The 18302-nt window shown below is 58.2% G+C and carries 19 protein-coding genes and 1 pseudogene; 14 read left to right on the top strand and 6 right to left on the bottom strand.

Annotated elements, in window-relative coordinates:
- Positions 1 to 373: 373 nt before the first annotated feature.
- Together ACIPLA_RS14265 and ACIPLA_RS14260 are read right to left on the bottom strand one after the other, a co-directional pair.
- Entirely contained in the window at positions 374 to 1594 is a 1221-nt protein-coding gene (locus ACIPLA_RS14265; protein WP_401173660.1) for a CaiB/BaiF CoA transferase family protein, read from the bottom strand.
- 13 nt (positions 1595 to 1607) lie between these two features.
- The gene (locus tag ACIPLA_RS14260) at positions 1608 to 2789 is read right to left on the bottom strand and encodes an acyl-CoA dehydrogenase (RefSeq protein ID WP_007897013.1); all 1182 of its coding nucleotides are present in this window, start codon (positions 2787 to 2789) and stop codon (positions 1608 to 1610) included.
- 158 nt (positions 2790 to 2947) lie between these two features.
- On the opposite strand from ACIPLA_RS14260, the gene ACIPLA_RS14255 reads away from it, so the two are divergent.
- From ACIPLA_RS14255 to ACIPLA_RS14205, 11 genes and pseudogenes are all read left to right on the top strand, one after another.
- Positions 2948 to 3847, top strand: a complete 900-nt coding sequence (locus ACIPLA_RS14255; protein ID WP_401173663.1) for a LysR family transcriptional regulator — start codon at positions 2948 to 2950, stop codon at positions 3845 to 3847.
- A 434-nt stretch (positions 3848 to 4281) separates the two neighbouring features.
- Positions 4282 to 5403, top strand: coding sequence for a Re/Si-specific NAD(P)(+) transhydrogenase subunit alpha (locus ACIPLA_RS14250; protein ID WP_401173658.1), 1122 nt, complete (start codon positions 4282 to 4284; stop codon positions 5401 to 5403).
- 15 nt (positions 5404 to 5418) lie between these two features.
- Entirely contained in the window at positions 5419 to 5742 is a 324-nt protein-coding gene (locus tag ACIPLA_RS14245; RefSeq protein WP_003187010.1) for an NAD(P) transhydrogenase subunit alpha, read from the top strand.
- Positions 5742 to 7193, top strand: a complete 1452-nt coding sequence (locus ACIPLA_RS14240; protein WP_218395817.1) for an NAD(P)(+) transhydrogenase (Re/Si-specific) subunit beta — start codon at positions 5742 to 5744, stop codon at positions 7191 to 7193. The genes ACIPLA_RS14245 and ACIPLA_RS14240 overlap by 1 nt, the downstream gene beginning before the upstream one ends.
- Positions 7194 to 7382: 189 nt before the next feature.
- Positions 7383 to 8876, top strand: coding sequence for an acetyl-CoA hydrolase/transferase family protein (locus tag ACIPLA_RS14235; protein ID WP_401173655.1), 1494 nt, complete (start codon positions 7383 to 7385; stop codon positions 8874 to 8876).
- A gap of 319 nt (positions 8877 to 9195) precedes the next feature.
- Positions 9196 to 9411 (top strand): DUF1127 domain-containing protein, encoded by a 216-nt coding sequence (locus ACIPLA_RS14230; protein ID WP_007902752.1) that lies wholly within the window; start codon positions 9196 to 9198, stop codon positions 9409 to 9411.
- A gap of 211 nt (positions 9412 to 9622) precedes the next feature.
- Positions 9623 to 9733 (top strand): annotated as a pseudogene (locus ACIPLA_RS14225) (DUF1127 domain-containing protein); the annotation flags it as partial.
- Positions 9734 to 9870: 137 nt separating this feature from the next.
- Positions 9871 to 10188 carry a DUF2388 domain-containing protein gene (locus tag ACIPLA_RS14220; protein ID WP_401173653.1) on the top strand — a complete coding sequence of 106 codons (318 nt, stop codon included), beginning with the start codon at positions 9871 to 9873 and terminating at the stop codon, positions 10186 to 10188.
- A gap of 107 nt (positions 10189 to 10295) precedes the next feature.
- A complete protein-coding gene (locus tag ACIPLA_RS14215; RefSeq protein ID WP_401173651.1) occupies positions 10296 to 10613 on the top strand; it encodes a DUF2388 domain-containing protein in 318 nt (105 codons plus the stop codon).
- A 28-nt stretch (positions 10614 to 10641) separates the two neighbouring features.
- On the top strand, positions 10642 to 10962 hold the full coding sequence (locus tag ACIPLA_RS14210) for a DUF2388 domain-containing protein (protein ID WP_007902760.1): 321 nt from the start codon (positions 10642 to 10644) through the stop codon (positions 10960 to 10962).
- On the top strand, positions 10959 to 12920 hold the full coding sequence (locus ACIPLA_RS14205) for a DUF4105 domain-containing protein (RefSeq protein WP_401173649.1): 1962 nt from the start codon (positions 10959 to 10961) through the stop codon (positions 12918 to 12920). Before ACIPLA_RS14210 ends, ACIPLA_RS14205 begins: the two co-directional genes overlap by 4 nt.
- 143 nt (positions 12921 to 13063) lie before the next feature.
- Here ACIPLA_RS14205 and trpA read toward each other — a convergent pair whose 3' ends face one another.
- Together trpA and trpB are read right to left on the bottom strand one after the other, a co-directional pair.
- Positions 13064 to 13876 (bottom strand): tryptophan synthase subunit alpha, encoded by an 813-nt coding sequence (gene trpA / locus ACIPLA_RS14200; protein WP_192345250.1) that lies wholly within the window; start codon positions 13874 to 13876, stop codon positions 13064 to 13066.
- Positions 13876 to 15105 (bottom strand): tryptophan synthase subunit beta, encoded by a 1230-nt coding sequence (gene trpB / locus ACIPLA_RS14195; RefSeq protein ID WP_218395811.1) that lies wholly within the window; start codon positions 15103 to 15105, stop codon positions 13876 to 13878. The genes trpA and trpB overlap by 1 nt, the downstream gene beginning before the upstream one ends.
- 112 nt (positions 15106 to 15217) lie before the next feature.
- Here trpB and ACIPLA_RS14190 point away from each other — a divergent pair, with 112 nt between their 5' ends.
- Positions 15218 to 16111, top strand: a complete 894-nt coding sequence (locus tag ACIPLA_RS14190; RefSeq protein ID WP_218395809.1) for a LysR family transcriptional regulator — start codon at positions 15218 to 15220, stop codon at positions 16109 to 16111.
- On the opposite strand, the gene ACIPLA_RS14185 is transcribed toward ACIPLA_RS14190, so the two are convergent.
- Entirely contained in the window at positions 16108 to 16434 is a 327-nt protein-coding gene (locus tag ACIPLA_RS14185; protein WP_007902771.1) for a YqjD family protein, read from the bottom strand. The genes ACIPLA_RS14190 and ACIPLA_RS14185 overlap by 4 nt on opposite strands.
- A gap of 154 nt (positions 16435 to 16588) precedes the next feature.
- Between ACIPLA_RS14185 and ACIPLA_RS14180 the strand changes: the two genes are divergently transcribed.
- Both ACIPLA_RS14180 and ACIPLA_RS14175 read left to right on the top strand, forming a co-directional pair.
- Positions 16589 to 16804: a dodecin gene (locus tag ACIPLA_RS14180; RefSeq protein WP_007902773.1), complete on the top strand. Its 216-nt coding sequence runs from the start codon at positions 16589 to 16591 to the stop codon at positions 16802 to 16804.
- Positions 16805 to 16933: 129 nt separating this feature from the next.
- Entirely contained in the window at positions 16934 to 17158 is a 225-nt protein-coding gene (locus ACIPLA_RS14175) for a DUF1161 domain-containing protein (protein ID WP_192345248.1), read from the top strand.
- 63 nt (positions 17159 to 17221) lie between these two features.
- On the opposite strand, the gene ACIPLA_RS14170 is transcribed toward ACIPLA_RS14175, so the two are convergent.
- Positions 17222 to 18223, bottom strand: a complete 1002-nt coding sequence (locus ACIPLA_RS14170; RefSeq protein WP_218395807.1) for an LLM class flavin-dependent oxidoreductase — start codon at positions 18221 to 18223, stop codon at positions 17222 to 17224.
- Positions 18224 to 18302 lie beyond the last annotated feature (79 nt).

Below are 18302 nucleotides of genomic sequence, written 5' to 3'. Positions count from 1 at the left end.
ACCACTTGCGCTTCCGATCTCTCGTTAGCGGGAGGCGAATTCTACAGCGTTACTCGCTGCTGTCAACACCTCTTTTTCTCCGCTTTCGACCGAGATGATCGAACCGCCAAAAGAGCCAAACAACACCGCTCTTTCAACTCCTTCTGGCTTCGATGAACTGAAGCGTAACCACTGCCGAAAACTGCGTAACTCTTTGCTTACCAAGGAGTTTTCCGTTTCGACTGCGCCGGAAGTGGGGCGAATTATAGACGTCCAGAATCTGCCGTCAACCTCTAATTACGCTTTTCTATCAATAACTTGCGGAACGCCGGAAAACTGCGCATTCCCCTCTATATAGGAGAGCAAAACCAGCCCTGCTATATAGAAGGAATGCTCAGAGCACTCCAGACGCCTTGAACCCAGCAACGACTCCGGCATCCAGACCCAACACCCGCTGCAGAACCTCCAGCGTGTGTTCACCCAACAAAGGAGGCGCACTACGGTACTCCACCGGAGTCTCGGACAGACGTATCGGGCTCGCAACCTGCGGCACCATCCCGGCCAAAGCATGGGGCAGCTCAATGGCCAACCCCCGCGCCTGAACCTGAGGATCGGCAAACATCTGAGCGAGATCATTGATCGGTCCGCATGGCACGCCTGCCTGCTCCAGCTGCACCACCCACTCAGCAGTAGTCTTGAACACGGTCGCCTGGCGAATCAGCGGAATCAATACTGCTCGGTTAGCCACCCGCAATTTGTTGGTCGCAAAACGCGGATCATCCGCCCACTGCGGCTGACCAGCCACCTGCGCAAACTTGCGGAACTGCCCATCATTACCCACAGTGAGGATGAAGTCGCCATCGGCTGTAGGAAAGTCCTGATAAGGCACGATATTCGGGTGAGCGTTGCCCAGGCGTTTAGGCGCAACGCCTGTAGTCAGGTAATTCATCGCCTGATTGGCCAGACAAGCCACCTGAACATCCAGCAATGCCATGTCTATATGCTGACCGCCACCGCCCTGATCCCGATGAGCCAAGGCCGCCAGGATCGCTACCGTTGAATAGAGCCCGGTCAAAATATCTGTCAGCGCCACACCGACTTTCACCGGGCCCGCGCCTTCATCTCCTTCGGGGCGACCGGTCAAACTCATCAGACCGCCCAAGCCCTGGATCATGAAGTCGTAACCCGCACGCTTGGCATACGGACCTGTCTGACCGAATCCAGTGATCGAGCAATAGATCAGCTTCGGATTAATCGCCTTGAGCGACTCATAGTCCAGCCCATAAGCCGCCAGGCCACCGACTTTGAAATTTTCAATGAGGATGTCCGACTTCGCCGCCAGCTCACGCACGAGCTGCTGCCCCTCTGGCCGCGTGAAGTCGATGGTCACTGATTGCTTATTGCGATTGGCGGCCAAGTAATAGGCCGCCTCGCTGGTATTCTCGCCATAGGCATCTTTAAGGAACGGAGGCCCCCAGGCGCGCGTGTCATCGCCATTGCCCGGGCGCTCGACCTTGATGACTTCGGCGCCAAGGTCCGCCAGGATCTGCCCGGCCCAAGGCCCGGCAAGCACCCGCGATAAATCCAGTACCCGTAGATGCGAAAGCGCGCCCATGACCGTTCTCCTATTAATAGAACGCCTGGATGCCGGTCTGCGCGCGACCGAGGATCAATGCGTGGACGTCATGCGTACCTTCATAGGTATTCACCACTTCCAGGTTGACCAGATGCCGAGCGACACCGAACTCATCGGAGATGCCGTTGCCGCCCAGCATGTCGCGCGCCATACGAGCGATATCCAGGGATTTACCACAGGAGTTGCGCTTCATCATCGACGTAATCTCGACGGCAGCAGTGCCTTCATCCTTCATACGACCCAGACGCAGGCAGCCTTGTAGCGCCATGGTGATTTCGGTCTGCATGTCAGCCAGCTTCTTCTGGATCAACTGTGTGGCCGCCAATGGACGACCAAACTGCTTACGATCCAGGGTGTACTGGCGAGCGGTGTGCCAGCAGAACTCGGCAGCGCCCAGTGCGCCCCAGGAAATGCCGTAACGCGCCGAGTTGAGGCAGGTAAAAGGACCTTTCAAACCACGGACATCCGGGAAGATGTTCTCTTCAGGGACAAACACGTTGTCCATGACGATCTCGCCGGTGATGGATGCACGCAGGCCAACCTTGCCGTGAATCGCTGGAGCGCTCAGACCTTTCCAGCCCTTCTCCAGTACAAAACCACGAATATCGCCCGCGTCGTCCTTGCCCCAAACCACGAACACATCGGCGATCGGGCTGTTGGTGATCCACATTTTGCTGCCGGTGAGGCTGTAGCCGCCTTCGACTTTACGTGCACGAGTAATCATCGCGCCCGGGTCGGAACCGTGGTCAGGCTCGGTCAGACCGAAGCAACCGATCCATTCACCCGAGGCCAGCTTCGGCAGGTATTTCTGCTTCTGTGCTTCGGTACCGAATTCGTTGATCGGCACCATGACCAGCGAGGACTGCACACTCATCATCGAGCGATAGCCGGAGTCGACACGCTCAACCTCGCGAGCAATCAGACCGTAGCTGACGTAATTCAGGCCGCTGCCACCGTATTGCTCAGGAATGGTGGCACCCAACAGCCCCACTTCACCCATCTCGCGGAAGATCGCCGGGTCGGTCTTCTCATGACGGAAAGCTTCGAGAACGCGCGGCGCGAGCTTCTGCTGAGCGAACTGCTGAGCGGTGTCGCGAATCATGCGTTCTTCTTCAGTGAGCTGTTGATCCAGCAGCAGGGGATCGATCCAGTTGAAGCTAGCTTTACCGCCCATGAGTGAGTCCTCTCGAATCGGGTCAAATAACGTGGAGTGATCCTAGGCCGGGTTTGGCTTCACGACAAACGAGGATTTTGCATACTGTTGTGCTAATTTCTCACTCCGTAACGTCGCAAAAATAGCCTATATGCGATGTATTAGTGAGGTTGACGTACATGCGCAGGAAGATCCCCAGTACAACCGCCCTGATCAGTTTTGAAGCTGCAGCGCGCCACGAGAGCTTTACCAAGGCCGCCCAGGAACTTTCACTCACGCAGGGAGCGATTTGCCGACAGATCGCCAGCCTTGAGGAGTTCCTCAGCGTCGAACTGTTCCGACGCTCGCGGCGCGGAGTGAAGCTGACGGAGGCCGGGCTTTCCTACAGCCGCCGAGTGGCCACCCAACTCGACGCGGTTGAACGCGATACTTTGTCAGTGATGGGCCAGCAAGGCGCCAACATGATCGAACTGGCGGTGGTGCCAACCTTCGGCACTCAATGGCTGCTGCCTCGACTCAAGGATTTTCAGCACAAACACCCGGAAGTGACGGTCAACCTCACCAATCGCACGCGCCCCTTCCTGTTTGCCGACACCGACTTCGACGCCGCGATCTATTTCGGCGACGCCGACTGGCCGGGTACCGAGTCCCACAGGCTAATGGGCGAAAATCCGATGCCGGTGTGCAGCCCCACGTTACTGGGAAAAAAAACCAATCTGACCCCCAGTGAAATCGCCGAACTGCCCCTGCTACAACAGACCACCCGCCCTTATGCCTGGCGCCAGTGGTTCAACTCTCAAAACCTGAATATCCCGCGAGACATGACAGGGCCGCGTTACGAGCTATTCTCCATGCTTGCTCAAGCTGCGATGCACGATATGGGGATCGCGCTAATTCCACCGTTCTTGATTCAGCGCGAATTGACAGAGAAGCGTCTGGTGATTGCCAACGCCCAGGCACTATCGAGCATTAAGGCCTACTACCTGATGATTCCCGAGCGAAAGGTCGAATCAGCCTCTTTAAAGGCATTTCGCGATTGGCTGGTGAATCAGGCACAAGGCTACAGCCTAGAAGGGTAAAGGCTCACACTTATTAGCTGACCCCGTAGTCAGGAAGACAAAAGCACTACAGATATAAGTATTTGTCGCATATTGGCAGACTGTACTGAGGAGTAGCACAAACGTCCTACAAAGGCCTGAATACGTGGCCTTGAGCCTCCATTGGAAGGCAATGACACCTCATTCACCGTGCCGATGTGTAAATTCTTGAATTTTGGACAGAATCCTCACAAGCCACGGCCTGCAAGGGATTGCACCGATCGGTGCGACATTCGGTCACGGGGTGACTTGTAGTTAATTTTCCGTCACCCGTCATAATCCCTTGAAGGGCACAAAGTTCGCCTGCAAAATGCCGCGCCCCGCCCTGATTTAGCGGGATCGTGCTGATCGGCCGCCCCAGCCGCACCATCCGAAGTGCCTGGGTTTACTCAATAAGATCACGCAGGAGATTTGACGTGCACATTGGTGTTCCTCTCGAAACCCAGACGGGTGAAACACGGGTTGCTGCAACCCCGGAAACCATCAAGAAGCTGATCGGCCAGGGTCATAAGGTCACTGTGCAAAGCGGCGCCGGTATTAACGCCAGCGTTGTCGACAGTGCTTATGAAGCGGCAGGCGCGACCATTGGCAGTGCCAATGATGCATTTGGCGCAGAGCTGATTCTCAAGGTGGTCGCCCCCAGCGACAGCGAACTGACGCTGATAAAAAGCGGCACCGTTGTGGTGGGCATGCTCAATCCGTTCAGCAATGAAACCATTGCCAAGCTGGCTGAGTGCGGCATTACCGCTTTCGCACTGGAGGCCGCGCCGCGCACCTCCCGCGCTCAGAGCCTGGATGTGTTGTCCTCCCAGGCGAACATCGCCGGCTATAAAGCCGTGTTGCTGGCTGCTCACTACTACCCACGCTTCATGCCAATGCTGATGACCGCTGCGGGCACCGTGAAAGCGGCGCGTGTGCTGATTCTCGGTGCTGGCGTGGCCGGTTTGCAGGCGATTGCCACGGCGAAACGTCTGGGTGCCGTGATCGAAGCGTCTGACGTGCGTCCTGCCGTGAAGGAACAGATCGAATCTCTGGGTGCGAAATTCGTCGATGTGCCGTACGAAACCGATGAAGAGCGCGAATGCGCCGTCGGTGTCGGCGGTTACGCACGCCCCATGCCGGCCAGCTGGATGCAGCGCCAAGCCTTGGCCGTGCACGAGCGCGCCAAGCAGGCTGACATCGTCATTACTACTGCACTGATCCCGGGCCGCAAGGCGCCGACGCTATTGAGCGCGGAAACCGTGGCACAGATGAAGCCAGGCTCCGTGGTCATCGACCTCGCGGCCGCTCAGGGCGGCAACTGCCCGCTGACCGTGGCCGATCAGGTCGTGATCGAGAATGGCGTGACCATTTGCGGCCCGACCAATCTGGCCGGCGCCGTCGCGGCCGATGCTTCGGCACTGTACGCACGCAACCTGCTGGACTTCCTGAAGCTGGTCTTCAACAAAGAAGGCCAGTTTGAAGTGAACCTCGAAGACGACATCGTCGCCGCGTGCCTGATGTGCCGCGACGGCCAAGTCATCCGCAAAAACGCCTAAGCAGGGATTCAGACGATGGAAGAGCTTATCTCCCCCGGTATCTACAACCTGATCATCTTCGTGCTGGCGATTTATGTCGGTTATCACGTGGTATGGAACGTTACCCCTGCACTGCATACGCCATTGATGGCAGTGACCAACGCCATTTCAGCGATTGTGATCGTCGGCGCCATGCTGGCGGCCGCGTTGACCGTGACCCCACTGGGCAAGACCATGGGCACCCTGGCGGTGGCTCTGGCGGCGGTGAACGTGTTCGGTGGTTTCCTCGTGACTCGCAGAATGCTTGAGATGTTCAAGAAAAAAGCCCCGAAAGCCGTAAAAGAAGAGGCGCCCAAGTAATGAGCATGAATCTGGTAACGACGCTCTACCTGATCGCGTCGATCTGCTTCATCCAGGCCCTCAAAGGCCTGTCGCACCCAACCACATCGCGGCGCGGCAATGTCTACGGCATGCTCGGCATGGCGTTGGCGATCCTCACTACTATCGGCCTCATTTATAAGCTGGGCGCGCTCTCTTTTGAGCAAGGCAGTGCTACTGCCGGCATCGGTTACGTCATCGTGGGTCTGCTGGTCGGCGGCACCGCCGGTTCGATCATGGCCAAGCGCGTTGAAATGACCAAGATGCCGGAACTGGTCGCCTTCATGCACAGCATGATCGGTATGGCCGCAGTGTTCATCGCTATCGCGGCGGTGGTCGAGCCGCAGTCTCTGGGCATCGTTAAACACCTGGGTGATTCGATTCCGGCGGGCAACCGTCTGGAACTGTTCCTCGGCGCAGCCATCGGTGCAATCACCTTCTCCGGTTCGGTGATCGCGTTCGGCAAGCTCTCGGGCAAGTACAAGTTCCGCCTGTTCCAGGGCGCACCCGTACAGTTCAGCGGTCAGCACAAGCTGAACCTGCTGCTGGGTCTGGCGACGCTGGCACTCGGCATCACTTTCATGCTGACTGGCAATCTAAGCGCGTTTGCTCTGATGCTGGCCCTGGCCTTCGTGATGGGCGTGCTGATCATCATCCCGATCGGCGGTGCAGATATGCCGGTGGTGGTGTCGATGCTCAACAGCTACTCCGGCTGGGCAGCAGCGGGAATCGGCTTTTCGCTGAACAACTCGATGCTGATTATTGCCGGCTCGCTGGTGGGCTCAAGCGGTGCGATCCTCTCGTACATTATGTGCAAGGCGATGAACCGCTCCTTCTTCAACGTACTGCTCGGCGGTTTCGGCAATACGGCAGACGCTGCCGGCCCGGCAGGTTCGAAGGAAGCCCGCCCGGTGAAATCCGGCTCGGCCGACGATGCGACCTTCCTGCTGACCAACGCCGACACCGTGATCATCGTTCCAGGCTACGGCCTGGCGGTCGCTCGGGCACAGCACGCTCTGAAAGAGCTGACCGAGAAGCTGACCCATCGCGGCGTGACCGTGAAGTACGCGATCCACCCGGTCGCCGGCCGCATGCCTGGGCACATGAACGTACTGCTGGCCGAGGCCGAAGTGCCTTACGACCAGGTGTTCGAGATGGAAGACATCAACTCCGAGTTCGGTCAGGCCGACGTGGTGCTGGTGCTGGGTGCCAACGACGTGGTTAACCCGGCGGCCAAGAACGATCCGAAATCGCCGATTGCCGGCATGCCGATTCTCGAAGCGTTCAAAGCCAAGACCATCATCGTTAACAAGCGCTCGATGGCCAGCGGCTACGCTGGTCTGGACAACGAGCTGTTCTACCTGGACAAGACCATGATGGTTTTCGGCGATGCCAAGAAAGTCATCGAAGACATGGTTAAAGCCGTCGAGTAATACCCTTCGGCAACCTGAACGCCCCGACTCGTCGGGGCGTTTTTGTTTGTGGCTGTTACCGATCCTGTAACGGTGTTTTGTCTGAAAGGCCCAGAATAGACGGCCCGAATGCGACCTTGGTAGCGGGACGGACACTGATCAAATTCACTAGACTGCGCACCTTGCTTCCGTTGCCCGAGATAACAATCCATGTACCGTGACCGTATTCGCTTGCCTTCGTTGTTGGATAAGGTGATGAGCGCCGCCGAGGCTGCCGCTCTGATTCAGGACGGCATGACCGTCGGCATGAGCGGCTTTACCCGAGCCGGCGAAGCCAAGGCTGTGCCTCATGCCCTGGCCGAGCGTGCCAAGGTCGCGCCGCTGAAAATCACCCTGATGACCGGTGCCAGCCTGGGCAACGACCTCGACAAACAACTGACTGAAGCCGGCGTACTGTCGCGACGCATGCCGTTCCAGGTGGACAGCACCCTGCGCAAGGCGATCAATGCCGGCGAAGTCATGTTCATCGACCAGCACCTGTCGGAAACCGTAGAGCTACTGCGTAACCAACAACTCAAGCTACCGGACATCGCGGTGATCGAAGCCGTGGCAATCACTGAGCAGGGCCATATTGTGCCGACCACCTCGGTAGGCAATTCGGCCAGCTTCGCGATTTTCGCCAAGCACGTGATCGTCGAGATCAACCTGGCGCACAACCCGAATCTCGAAGGCCTGCACGACATCTATATCCCGACCTATCGGCCGACCCGCACCCCGATTCCGTTGGTGAAGGTCGACGACCGCATCGGCAGCACCGCCATCCCGATACCGCCGGAAAAAATTGTCGCGATCGTGATTACGAACCAGTCCGACTCGCCATCCACTGTCCTGCCGCCGGACGGCGACACTCAGGCCATTGCCGATCACCTGATCGATTTCTTCAAACAAGAAGTGGCTGCCGGTCGCATGACCAACAAACTCGGCCCGCTGCAAGCCGGTATCGGCACTATCGCCAATTCGGTGATGTGCGGCTTGATCGACTCGCCGTTCGAAGACCTGACCATGTACTCCGAAGTGCTGCAGGATTCGACTTTCGACCTGATCGACGCCGGAAAGCTGAGCTTTGCGTCGGGCAGTTCGATCACCCTGTCGAGCCGGCGCAATGCCGATGTGTTCGGGAATCTGGAGCACTATAAGGACAAGCTGGTCCTGCGCCCCCAGGAAATCTCGAACCATCCCGAAGTAGTGCGGCGCCTGGGCATCATTGGTATCAATACTGCGCTGGAGTTCGACCTGTACGGCAACGTCAATTCCACCCACGTCTGCGGCACTCGGATGATGAATGGGATCGGCGGCTCCGGCGATTTCGCGCGCAATGCGCACTTGGCGATCTTTGTCACCAAGTCGATTGCCAAGGGCGGCGCGATTTCCAGCGTGGTCCCCATGGTCAGCCACGTCGACCACACAGAACATGACGTGGACATTCTCGTGACCGAAGTAGGTTTGGCCGACCTGCGGGGCCTGGCACCGCGTGAGCGCGCCCGGGTCATCATCGACAACTGCGTTCACCCGGACTATCGCGCAGCCTTGAATGACTACTTCACTGCCGCTTGCGCAGTCGGCGGGCATACCCCGCACATCCTTCGCGATGCCCTGAGTTGGCACATAAACCTGGAAGAAACCGGGCGCATGCTGGCGGTGTAATTAATACAGATTGCAGCTGACGCAAACACAGTTTCGTCAGCGCGCGGTGACAACACTCCATATCGTCAAAAACTGTACTGCTGTACCGGTCTTTTCCTACGGCATTCACCTACCTTTTGCGTTGAAATGATCAAAAACGCACCTATTTGGTGCACATAGGTACAGTTGCCTCAATTTCGACCAGTACACTGCCTTTTAACAGTTAACTGGTCTCTCACAATACAGGTGAACTGTATCTACAGAGACTGGCCAAACGGGAGGATCATTGGCATCAGTTAAACCACTACCTAATCCCGCCATAAGCGGAAGGATGTCAACCATGGAACGTACACTCAGTTCCGAACTGTTCTTCGAAGATACTGCTGCAAAAACCCAGGCTTCCATGCCTCTGCGCGTTATCGCCAACCTGATGCTGTGGCAGCGCCGCATCTCCAGCCGCCATCAACTGGCTCGCCTGGATTCGCGTCTGCTGGCTGACGCAGGGATTAGCGAAGCACAGCGCTACGAAGAGCTGAGCAAGCCGTTCTGGCGCTAAGTTAGCGTCGCTGGCTCTGATCCTACGGATCCACCGCCAGCAACCCGAATTGAACAAACAAAACCCGTCGTGGGAAACCACGACGGGTTTTGTCGTTTTGGAGCGTTCACATTGGGCCGTACAGAAGATATAACCTTAAATAGGTACAGTTTATACATTCAACAAATTTAACCAGTACAATTTCATCGGAGTGTGTCTGGGCCATAGGCGTAGGGCTCGAACCCGACGGTTGCTGGGCCAACTCAATGATCAACAGCTCTCGGATCTGGGCATTAGCCATGCCGAGCGCCTCAACGAAGTGGACAAACCGTTCTGGCGCTAATTTCCTCCCTTGGCAGACAGGGGCTGTTCTAACCGATATGCACAGGCCTAATATCCAGATAGAACGTGGCGATCGCTTTACGACAGGCGTCTGATCCTGAGCCACCTCTAAATCGGTCTATCCAAAGGAGCTACCCCATGTCCCGTCTACGTCTGCTCAGCGCTGCCGCCCTGCTTGCCGTTGCTGCCAATTCCCACGCCACCAGTTTTATCGTGACCACCGATACCATTGTTGACGGACTGAAGGCGTCCTCTGACGCAACGTCGGATGTCTCGTCTTCCTTTCGCGACGACAAAGTCGTCCGTGCTGCTCGTGACGATGCCGCCAGCTTCGTTGCCAGTGAAGGCGCCATTCGTGGTGTAAAACTGGAAAGTGCTCTCGACCATATCCGCCAACAGGCTCCACAACTGAATGCGACCGATGCACAGCTGGCCCAGGCCATCCTGACGATCTAAGCGACAGCCCTGAAGTGGGGCACGCCCGTCGTGTCCCAATGTTTCGGCGCTGGCTCTAGCCCGGGCATTGCGCTAGCCTTGGGACTCGCTTTTAGCTATCGAGTCTCATGCGTTTTCTTTCAAGTATTTCGATCACTGCGGTTTTTCTTGCGGCTTGCTGGTCGGGTTCGGCCCACGCCTTCGATGCTTTCAACCTGTCTACGCAAGGCACCGTGGCCAGTGGTTATGCCTCCAGCATGGTGACCTCAGCGCCCTTCGACCATAAACTGCTGATCGCCGCCCGGGATGACGCTGCCGCGTTCATTGCCAGTGACGGTCAACTGCGAGGATCACAACTGGAGGCCGCGTTGATTTACCTGCGCCGGACCCAGCCAAAACTTCATGCCAGCGACCTTGAACTGGCGCAAGCAATTCTCGTCCAATAGTTATCCCTTGTTCCTCCGGAGTCGTTCCATGCGTAGCCCGCTGATTGCTGCCACCCTTGGCCTGCTGTTGTTGGCCAATGTGGCCCAGGCGCAAACCCTGGTAGCCACCAGTAACATCATCATTCGTGCTTCCGAACGCACGCTTGATTTCACTTCCGACACCACCACGTCCATCCGCGATTCGAAGATCGTCCGTGAAGCCCACGACGATGCAGCCAGTTTCGTCGCCAGCGAGGGTGAAATCCGTGGTGCGCACCTGGAAGCGGCCTTCGACACCTTGCGCACTCGCGTGCCGGAAGCCCGCGACGCCAGTGATCAGGTTCTCGCCGAAGCCATTCTCGCACTGTGAAGTCGCTCGGCGCCTGGCTGCTGGCCGGGGTTGTGTTGCTGCTTGGCAACACAGCTCAGGCCAGCCTGCAACTACGGCTCAAGACCGACGGTCTGAGCCCCGCGCAACAGCAGGCCAGTCAGGCGCTGCTCGATGAAGCCATGCAGGCGTTACCGCCGCGCTTCATCGAGCAACTGGACCGGCGCATTGACGTCGGCTGGACCGACGACATGCCGAGCGATGCTTACGGCCAGGCGTCACTGGTGTCCGAACTCGACCTGAACCGCAATTTGCTCGCCAGCCTCACCAATGGCAGCGCCGCGACCCAAAAAACGTATCGTCCCCACGGCACCGTCCGCCGGGAAATGCTCGCCACGGTGTTGCACGAACTCACCCATATTTATGACCGTGCGCGTCTGTGGCCAGACGCCGAGCGCACGCTGATCCAGCGCTGCAAGCAACGTAACAACAGCTCCGGGCTGATCGGTATCCCCGACCAATGCCGTGGGCAGACGGAGCGACGCTGGACCCTCAGCGATGACCCTCGTCTGCTGGATTTGGCCGGCTGGCCGCAATACGTCGGTCGGCGCGGCGAGCGCGAACAACACAACCGGCAGATTGCCCGCACCCCGGACATCTACGAGACGAGCAGCCCGAAGGAGTTCGTCGCGGTCAACATGGAGTACTTCCTTCTCGACCCAAGCTATGCCTGCCGTCGTCCTGCGCTGTATCGCTACTACAAAGAACATTTCGGTTGGGCGCCCGCCGCCAAAGACACATGCGCCCAATCATTCGCCTTCCTCAATGCGGGTAACGACTTCGCCAAGCAGCCCTTGGGCCAAGTCGATCCGGAGCGGGTTTACGCGGTTGACTATCTTCTGGCCGAAGCCAACCAGAACTGGGTCAGCCGCTGGGGCCACAGCATGCTGCGACTGGTGATCTGTGCACCGGGTCGGCCACGTGGGCCGGATTGTCGACTGGATCTGGATCAGCATCTGGTGTTGTCCTACCGCGCCTTCGTCGGTGACCTACAGCTGTCGAGCTGGGATGGACTGGTGGGTAAATATCCGTCGCGCCTGTTTGTCTTGCCGCTGGCCCAGGTGATCGACGAATACACCAAAACCGAATTGCGCAGCCTCGCATCGGTGCCGCTGAACCTGTCGCATAGCGAGATCGAAGATGTAGTGGAACACGCCGCGGAGATGCACTGGAGTTACGACGGCAACTATTTTTTCCTGTCCAACAACTGCGCGGTAGAAGGCCTGAAATTACTGCGCAGCAGCACCAACAATGCGCAACTGGTCGGCCTCGACAGCATCATGCCCAACGGCTTGCTGGAAGTGCTCAAGGGCCGTGGATTGGCAAACACCAGCGTGCTGGATGATCCCCGCGAAGCACTGCGCCTGGGCTATCGCTTCGACTCCTTCCGCGAGCGTTATCAAGCGATGTTCGAAGTGCTGAAAAAGCATTTGCCGATCAAGCAGGACAAGGTCGAGGACTGGCTGTCCCTGAAAGCTGATGAGCGTCGCAAATGGATTAATCAGGCTGATTTGCGCACCAGCGCGGCGTTATTGCTGCTGGAACAGGCCAGTTTCCGTCAGCAGATGGTGTTGGCCCAGGACGAAGTGAAGCAACGTTATCTGGGCGCTCGGGAATTGAAGAATGGCGGCATGGACAAGGCCAATGCGACCTTGCAGGAGATTCTCGCCAACAGCGGCTTCCTCAGTCGTCCGGCCGAACTGCTCGGCACCGGCGGTTATGGTTTGCCGCAACCGAACGAGTGGACGCGTCTGGAGTCGGAAAGCAATCTGCGCCAGAAGCAGCTGCAAGCGCTGACCGGGGATCTCGACAAGGAAGTGAGAGCGTTGCTCGAACCGAGTCGAGCCGCCGAGATGGCCGCCAACGAAGCCAACCTGAAGCAGGTTGGCGAACATTTGCGCAAGCTGCACAAGGCTGCAGGTGGGTTGGAGTTGCCCTGAAAGCAAAAGATCACAGCCTTCGGCAGCGCCTGCCGAAGGCTGCGATCTTTTTGTGGGCTCCAGAACGTAGCCCTGAAGCCCTCGGTCTTGCTGTTTAGTCTGTGCCGCGAGGCTCTAATTCCTCTGTATCAGGAACTTTACCTTCAGCTGACCCGTGCTTTACGCACGCCTTCGGACAAGGCTGCGCACAAGCTGAGTACGCCCTCCACAGCCTGATCCGGTGTTGAGGCATTAGCGATGTGATCGATCAGCGCCGACCCCACCACCACACCGTCAGCCAGACGCGCGATGGACGCCGCTTGCTCTGGAGTACGGATACCAAAACCGATGCTGATCGGCAGATCGGTATGGCGACGCAGACGGGTGACGGCTTCTTCGACATGTTCCAGAGTCGCCGCGCCCGCACCGGTCACACCCGCCACCGACACGTAGTAAACAAAGCCGGAACTGCCGTTCAAAACAGTCGGCAAGCGCACGTCATCAGTCGTCGGAGTGGTCAGACGGATGAAGTCCAGGCCCGCCGCCTGTGCCGGGTCGCACAATTCACCGTTATGCTCGGGCGGCAAGTCGACCACGATCAGGCCATCGACACCGGCCTCTTTGGCTTCAGCGATGAAACGTGGTACGCCGTACATGTGAATCGGGTTGAAGTAACCCATCAGCACCAGCGGCGTCTCGCTATTGCCTTCGCGGAACTCGCGAACCATTTGCAGGGTTTTCGCCAAGTTTTGTTTGGCGCCCAAGGCACGAATGTTGGCCAGTTGAATCGCCGGGCCATCGGCCATTGGATCGGTGAAGGGCATGCCCAACTCGATCACGTCGGCACCCGCTCCCGGCAAGCCTTTGAGGATCGCCAGAGACGTGTCATAGCTCGGGTCGCCAGCGGTCACAAAGGTCACCAGGGCGGCGCGGTTCTGTTCCTTGAGTTCGGCAAAACGCGTTTGCAGGCGGCTCATCAGTGTTTCTCCTGCTTGGATTGCTGAGAGTGTTCCATGTGGTGCATCACGGTCTGCATGTCTTTGTCACCACGGCCGGACAGATTGACCACCATCAGGTGATCTTTCGGCAGCGTCGGTGCGCGTTTGAACACTTCGGCCAGGGCATGGGCGCTTTCCAGTGCAGGAATAATCCCTTCTAGACGACAGCATTTGTGGAACGCATCGAGGGCTTCGTCGTCGGTCACCGAGGTGTACTGGACGCGGCCGATGTCATGCAACCAGGCGTGTTCCGGGCCAATGCCTGGATAGTCGAGGCCGGCAGAGATCGAGTGAGCGTCGATGATCTGGCCATCGTCGTCCTGCAACAGGAAAGTTCGGTTGCCATGCAGCACACCCGGTACGCCGCCGTTCAGGCTGGCTGCGTGCTTGCCGGTTTCGATGCCGTAACCGGCGGCTTCGACGCCGATGATCTCGACGCTCTTGTCATCGAGGAACGGGTGGAACAGGCCCATGGCGTTGGAACCACCACCGATGCACGCCACCAGGCTGTCGGGCAGACGGCCTTCCTGGGCTTGCAACTGCTCGCGGGTTTCCTTGCCGATCACAGCCTGGAAGTCGCGAACCATGGCGGGATATGGGTGCGGGCCGGCGACGGTGCCGATCAGGTAAAAGGTGCTATCGACGTTGGTCACCCAGTCACGCAGGGCTTCGTTCATCGCATCTTTGAGGGTACCGGTGCCAGCGACCACCGGGATCACTTCGGCGCCCAGCAGCTTCATGCGAAACACGTTGGCTTGCTGGCGTTCGATGTCGGTGGTGCCCATGTAGATCACGCAATCGAGGCCGAAACGCGCAGCCACGGTGGCGGTCGCCACGCCGTGCATGCCAGCGCCGGTCTCGGCAATGATGCGTTTCTTGCCCATGCGCCGCGCCAGCAGGATCTGGCCGATGCAGTTGTTGATCTTGTGCGCGCCGGTATGGTTCAGCTCTTCGCGCTTGAGGTAAATCTTCGCGCCGCCGCAGAACTCTGTCAGACGCTCGGCGAAATACAGTGGGCTTGGACGTCCGACGTAATCACGCTGAAAGTAGGCCAATTCTTCTTTGAACGCCGGATCTTCCTTGGCCGCTTCGTATTCGCGGGCCAGATCGAGGATCAACGGCATCAGGGTTTCGGCGACGTAACGGCCACCGAACGCGCCGAACAGGCCGTTGGCGTCGGGGCCGTTGCGCAGGTTAGTCTGGGTCATGGGTCGCTCCAGTTGTATTCGAGAGGTGACGATGGGGTTCACTCTACCCCTGACATCCCGCACTGAAAACCGATAAGATCGCCGCAACCTGTCAGAAAAACTCACAGATACCATGAGCCACGACCTTCCTCCGCTGAACGCCCTTCGCGCCTTCGAAGCCACTGCCCGCCTGAACAGCGTCAGTCAGGCCGCCGAACAGCTGCACGTCACTCATGGTGCGGTCAGCCGACAGCTCAAGGTACTGGAAGAACACCTCGGCGTGAGCCTGTTCATCAAGGATGGGCGCGGCCTGAAACTCACAGATGCCGGTGTCCGTTTGCGCGATGTCAGCGGTGAAGCCTTCGAGCGATTGCGCAGCGTTTGCGCCGAACTGACCCAAAGCACCGCCGATGCACCGTTCGTGCTCGGCTGCTCGGGCAGCCTGCTGGCGCGCTGGTTCATTCCGCGTTTGGGGCGGCTCAATGCGGATCTGCCGGATCTGCGTTTGCACCTGTCGGCTGGCGAAGGCGATCTCGATCCACGGCGGCCCGGCCTGGACGCTTTGCTGGTGTTTGCCGAGCCGCCATGGCCGGCGGACATGCAAGTTTATGAACTGGCCAGCGAACGCATCGGCCCGGTCATGAGCCCACGATTCGTCGGCTACGAAAGGCTGCAGAGCGCACCGGCAAACGCCCTGCTGACCGAACCCTTGCTGCACACCACCTCACGTCCGCAAGCCTGGCCGAGTTGGGCACAGCAAAGCGGCCTCGACGCCAAGGCGCTGAGGTACGGTCAGGGTTTCGAGCATTTGTATTATTTGCTTGAGGCGGCAGTGGCCGGGCTGGGTGTGGCCATCGCGCCTGAGCCGCTGGTGGCAGAAGACTTGAAGGCCGGTCGCCTGGTTGCGCCATGGGGTTTCTGTGAAACCCCGGCGCAACTGGCGTTGTGGCTACCCAAGCGCGCCGCGGACGGGCGCGCTCGGCAATTGGCGCAGTGGCTTAAAAACGAACTGCGTCAGGCACCTTAATTACCGCGCTTGCACAACAGATAGGCCGCCAGAAGCCCCAGCGCACCAACGGCGACACCGGCTGTAGTCCAAGGGTGTTCCTGGGCGTAGTCACGTGTCGCGATCCCGGTTTCACGGGTTTTGACCTTGACCTCTTCATAGGCATCGGAGAGCAGATGACGCGAATGCTTCAACGCGTTTTCGGCGTTGATTTTCAGCGTTTTAAGGGTTTTACGCGATTCGTCCGAGGCGTCGTCCTTCAGGCTTTCCAACGATTTCAGCAGACTCTCGATCTCGGCTTCCATGCTTTGCAATGAGGCTTTACGTAACGAGGTGTTGGCCATGGTAAATCTCCTGCATTGTTTGAGTTGCGTGTGTTGGTTGGGACTTCAGGGGTTTGAGAAAGTGCAGTAAATCTGAAATTCCCCACGGATTGTTCGACAGAAGACATAAGAAAAATCACTGCTAGGCTGTATTTCACACCCTTAGGAGAACGCCATGACTGACCATCACACCTACAAGAAAGTCGAGCTGGTTGGCTCATCCACCACCAGCATTGAAGACGCCATCAACAATGCCCTGGCCGAAGCCAACAAGAGTCTGAAGTACATGGAATGGTTCGAAGTGACCGAAACCCGCGGGCACATCAAGGACGGCAAAGCGGCACACTTCCAGGTGACGCTTAAAGTCGGATTCCGGATTGCCAGTAGCTGAGCTTAAGCCAGTCTTCTGAACTTGCGCGCCGGCCGAATGCCATAGGGAATGGCAAAGCGCTACGTGGTGAGTGCGTCCGGCCGATAGCTGGATGCGCTCCCCTATTGATCCGACCAGGGAGTGCAACCCATGAAGAAGTTTATTTTGGCGATAGGTTTGTTGAGCCTTGCGGGAACAGCCTTTGCCCAAGGCAAGTCGTGCGACGAGCTGAAAGCCGAAATCTCAGCGAAACTGGATGCCAAGGGCATTTCCAATTACACACTGGAGATCGTCGACAAAGGCGCTGCTGCTGACGGAAAAGTCGTTGGCACCTGTGAAAAAGGCTCCAGGCAAATCGTCTACAAGCAGGGCTGACCGCCCTCGAAAATGAAAAAGCCGACGCAATGGCGTCGGCTTTTTTGTGGGTGCGATTGCGCTTCAGCCCTTCATGACCTGCGCCAGCAACTCATAGGAGTGCAGGCGATCGGCATGTTCGTACAGGTCACAGGTAAAAATCAGCTCATCGGCCTGCGTCTGTTCGATCAGCACTTCCAGCTTGGCGCGAATTTTCTGCGGGCTGCCGACCATGGCCAGGCCAAGGAAATCACCGACCGCTTCTTTCTCATGGGGCAGCCACAGACCGTCCATGGTCTTCACTGGCGGGCGTTGTACCAGGCTTTGGCCACGCATCAACGCGAGAATCCGCTGGTAGACCGAAGTGGCCAGGTAATCGGCCTGCTCATCAGTGTCTGCAGCCACCAGCGGCACGCCGAGCATCACGTAGGGCTTATCCAAAACCGCTGAAGGCTTGAAGTGGTTGCGGTAGACGCGAATCGCCTCATGCATGAAGCGCGGTGCGAAATGTGAAGCGAAGGCGTAGGGCAAACCGCGCTCACCCGCCAACTGCGCACTGAACAGGCTCGAACCCAACAACCAGATCGGGACATTCGTGCCGGTACCCGGCATGGCAATGATCCGCTGGTCTGGCGTACGTGGGCCGAGGTAGCGCATCAGTTCAGTCACGTCTTGCGGGAAGTCGTCGGCGCTGCCGGAACGTTCACGGCGCAAGGCGCGGGCGGTCATTTGATCGGAGCCGGGGGCGCGCCCCAGGCCCAGATCGATCCGCCCCGGATACAGGCTTTCAAGGGTGCCAAACTGCTCGGCGATCACCAGTGGCGCGTGGTTGGGCAGCATCACGCCCCCCGACCCGACACGAATGGTCGAAGTGCCGCCAGCCAGATAGCCCAGCAGAACCGAGGTCGCCGAACTGGCGATCCCGTCCATGTTGTGGTGCTCGGCGACCCAGAAGCGGTTGTAGCCGAATTTTTCCACGTGCCGCGCCAGATCCAAAGAATTGTGCAGGGACTGGGCCGCACTGCCGTTCTCCCGCACGGGCACCAGATCCAGGGTCGAGAACTTGATATCGGATAGTCGTTTCATAAACCTGCTTCTCCAATGGGTAAGCAGGTTTTTTCACGAACGAAAACCTGCCGAGTCTATAAGCGTGTTCTATGCAATG

Source organism: Pseudomonas sp. NPDC086112 (genome assembly GCF_044746425.1).
Taxonomy (GTDB): Bacteria; Pseudomonadota; Gammaproteobacteria; order Pseudomonadales; family Pseudomonadaceae; genus Aquipseudomonas.
This window is presented reverse-complemented; position numbering and strand designations above follow the sequence as displayed.

Bases quoted from the DNA above. Each gene is read 5' to 3' on its own strand.
- ACIPLA_RS14265 (WP_401173660.1), bottom strand. From the start codon at position 1,594: ATGGGCGCGCTTTCGCATCTACGGGTACTGGATTTATCGCGGGTGCTT.
- ACIPLA_RS14260 (WP_007897013.1), bottom strand. From the start codon at position 2,789: ATGGGCGGTAAAGCTAGCTTCAACTGGATCGATCCCCTGCTGCTGGAT.
- ACIPLA_RS14255 (WP_401173663.1), top strand. From the start codon at position 2,948: ATGCGCAGGAAGATCCCCAGTACAACCGCCCTGATCAGTTTTGAAGCT.
- ACIPLA_RS14245 (WP_003187010.1), top strand. From the start codon at position 5,419: ATGGAAGAGCTTATCTCCCCCGGTATCTACAACCTGATCATCTTCGTG.
- ACIPLA_RS14240 (WP_218395817.1), top strand. From the start codon at position 5,742: ATGAGCATGAATCTGGTAACGACGCTCTACCTGATCGCGTCGATCTGC.
- ACIPLA_RS14235 (WP_401173655.1), top strand. From the start codon at position 7,383: ATGTACCGTGACCGTATTCGCTTGCCTTCGTTGTTGGATAAGGTGATG.
- ACIPLA_RS14230 (WP_007902752.1), top strand. From the start codon at position 9,196: ATGGAACGTACACTCAGTTCCGAACTGTTCTTCGAAGATACTGCTGCA.
- ACIPLA_RS14220 (WP_401173653.1), top strand. From the start codon at position 9,871: ATGTCCCGTCTACGTCTGCTCAGCGCTGCCGCCCTGCTTGCCGTTGCT.
- ACIPLA_RS14215 (WP_401173651.1), top strand. From the start codon at position 10,296: ATGCGTTTTCTTTCAAGTATTTCGATCACTGCGGTTTTTCTTGCGGCT.
- ACIPLA_RS14210 (WP_007902760.1), top strand. From the start codon at position 10,642: ATGCGTAGCCCGCTGATTGCTGCCACCCTTGGCCTGCTGTTGTTGGCC.
- trpA (WP_192345250.1), bottom strand. From the start codon at position 13,876: ATGAGCCGCCTGCAAACGCGTTTTGCCGAACTCAAGGAACAGAACCGC.
- trpB (WP_218395811.1), bottom strand. From the start codon at position 15,105: ATGACCCAGACTAACCTGCGCAACGGCCCCGACGCCAACGGCCTGTTC.
- ACIPLA_RS14190 (WP_218395809.1), top strand. From the start codon at position 15,218: ATGAGCCACGACCTTCCTCCGCTGAACGCCCTTCGCGCCTTCGAAGCC.
- ACIPLA_RS14185 (WP_007902771.1), bottom strand. From the start codon at position 16,434: ATGGCCAACACCTCGTTACGTAAAGCCTCATTGCAAAGCATGGAAGCC.
- ACIPLA_RS14180 (WP_007902773.1), top strand. From the start codon at position 16,589: ATGACTGACCATCACACCTACAAGAAAGTCGAGCTGGTTGGCTCATCC.
- ACIPLA_RS14175 (WP_192345248.1), top strand. From the start codon at position 16,934: ATGAAGAAGTTTATTTTGGCGATAGGTTTGTTGAGCCTTGCGGGAACA.
- ACIPLA_RS14170 (WP_218395807.1), bottom strand. From the start codon at position 18,223: ATGAAACGACTATCCGATATCAAGTTCTCGACCCTGGATCTGGTGCCC.